2 protein-coding genes are annotated in these 1,648 nt (G+C 72.5%); both read left to right on the top strand.

The features are described from left to right. A partial coding sequence (locus tag A5652_RS13240) for a DUF3000 family protein (protein WP_156745315.1) occupies window positions 1-196 on the top strand: 196 nt, incomplete at its 5' end. 1 nt (window position 197) lies between these two features. Next, window positions 198-1,490 (top strand): ribonuclease D, encoded by a 1,293-nt coding sequence (locus tag A5652_RS13235; RefSeq protein ID WP_067351642.1) that lies wholly within the window; start codon window positions 198-200, stop codon window positions 1,488-1,490. The last annotated feature ends 158 nt before the right edge of the window (window positions 1,491-1,648 follow it).

Here is a 1,648-nt window from a genome sequence, read left to right as displayed (position 1 = left end):
CACCGCCACCACGTCGGTGCGCTACGGAGACATCTCCGGGCCGCCGCGCGCCCACCAGCTCGAGCTGCGCGCGTCATGGACCGCAACGTCGCCTGCGGTCGGTGGGCATGTCGAGGCGTTCTGCGAGGTATTGGAACACGCCGCGGGCCTGCCACCCGCAGGAGTCACCGACCTGAGCTCGCGGTCACGCGCCTAGCATGGCCGAACCGTCGGCCGACGCGGCGGGCAGCAGCGCGCCCGGCGACGTGGGCGCCGACCCCGACCCCGCCCCGCTGCCGCATCCGGCCGAAGGCGTCCCGCCCATCTCGGTCAGCGTCCACGAGATCGAGGCCGCCGCGCAGCGACTGGACCGCGGGCACGGGCCCTTCGCGGTGGACGCCGAGCGGGCCTCTGGCTTCCGCTACTCCAACCGGGCCTACCTGATCCAGATCCGGCGGGCCGGTTCCGGGACGGTACTGATCGATCCGGTGAGTCACGGCGCCGACCCGCTCGAGACCCTGCGGCCGGTGGCCGAGGTGCTCAGCAACGACGAATGGATCCTGCACTCCGCCGATCAGGACCTGCCGTGTTTGGCGGAGTTGGGCATGCGGCCGCCGGCGCTGTATGACACCGAACTGGCCGGTCGGCTGGCCGGGTTCGAACGGGTGAACCTGGCCACGATGGTCGAGCGGCTGCTGGGATTCGGGCTGGCCAAGGGCCACGGCGCGGCCGACTGGTCCAAGCGTCCCCTGCCCGCCGAATGGCTTAACTACGCCGCCCTGGATGTGGAACTGCTCATCGAGCTGCGCGCGGCGATGGCCGACGTCTTGGCCGAGCAGGGCAAAACCGATTGGGCCGCACAGGAATTCGACTACCTGCGTGACGCGGGTCTCAAGGATCCGGGTGCGGCGGTGCGACGGGACCGGTGGCGTCGAACGTCGGGCATCCATCGGGTGCGCGGTCAGCGTGGCCTGGCCGCGGTCCGCGAATTGTGGTTGACGCGCGACCGGATCGCGCAGCGCCGCGACATCGCGCCGCGCCGCATCCTGCCCGACTCGGCCATCATCGATGCCGCCCTGGCCAACCCGACGACCGTCGAGGAGCTCGTCGCGTTGCCCGTGTTCGGCGGGCGCAATCAGCGGCGCAGCGCCGCGACGTGGCTGGCGGCGCTGGACGAGGCCCGGCGGACCAAGAACCCACCCACCGAAAGCGAGCCGCCGAACGGCCCGCCGCCGCCGGCGCGGTGGAGCAGGCGCAAACCGGAGGCCGCCGCCCGGCTGGAAGCCGCGCGTTCGGCGCTGTCCGAAGTCTCCGAGCGGGTCCACGTCCCCACCGAGAACCTGGTGTCGCCGGATCTGGTGCGACGGCTGTGCTGGGACTGGACGCCCGCGCCCGACCCGTTGGACGCCGTCGAGACGTTCCTGCGCGCCGGGCAGGCCCGGCCCTGGCAGCGGGAGTTGGTGGACCCCGTACTCGCCCGGGCCTTGCAGGCGCCGGAAGCCACCGACTGACTCCGCGCCCGGCGCCGAACGTGCAACCGCTGCCAAAAAACGCGCTCAGAATCGGACTGGAGGCGCGCTCGGCGAAGGGGCGAGCATGACGGCGCCCGCCGACGACTAGTCGAGGTGCTCGCGGATCTCGGCTTCGGTGACGCCGCTGCCCAGCGCCG

Source organism: Mycobacterium sp. 1165178.9 (assembly GCF_001673555.1).
Lineage (GTDB): Bacteria > Actinomycetota > Actinomycetes > Mycobacteriales > Mycobacteriaceae > Mycobacterium.
Note: the sequence above shows the minus strand (reverse complement) of the source record. Positions and strands in the feature narration are given on the sequence as shown.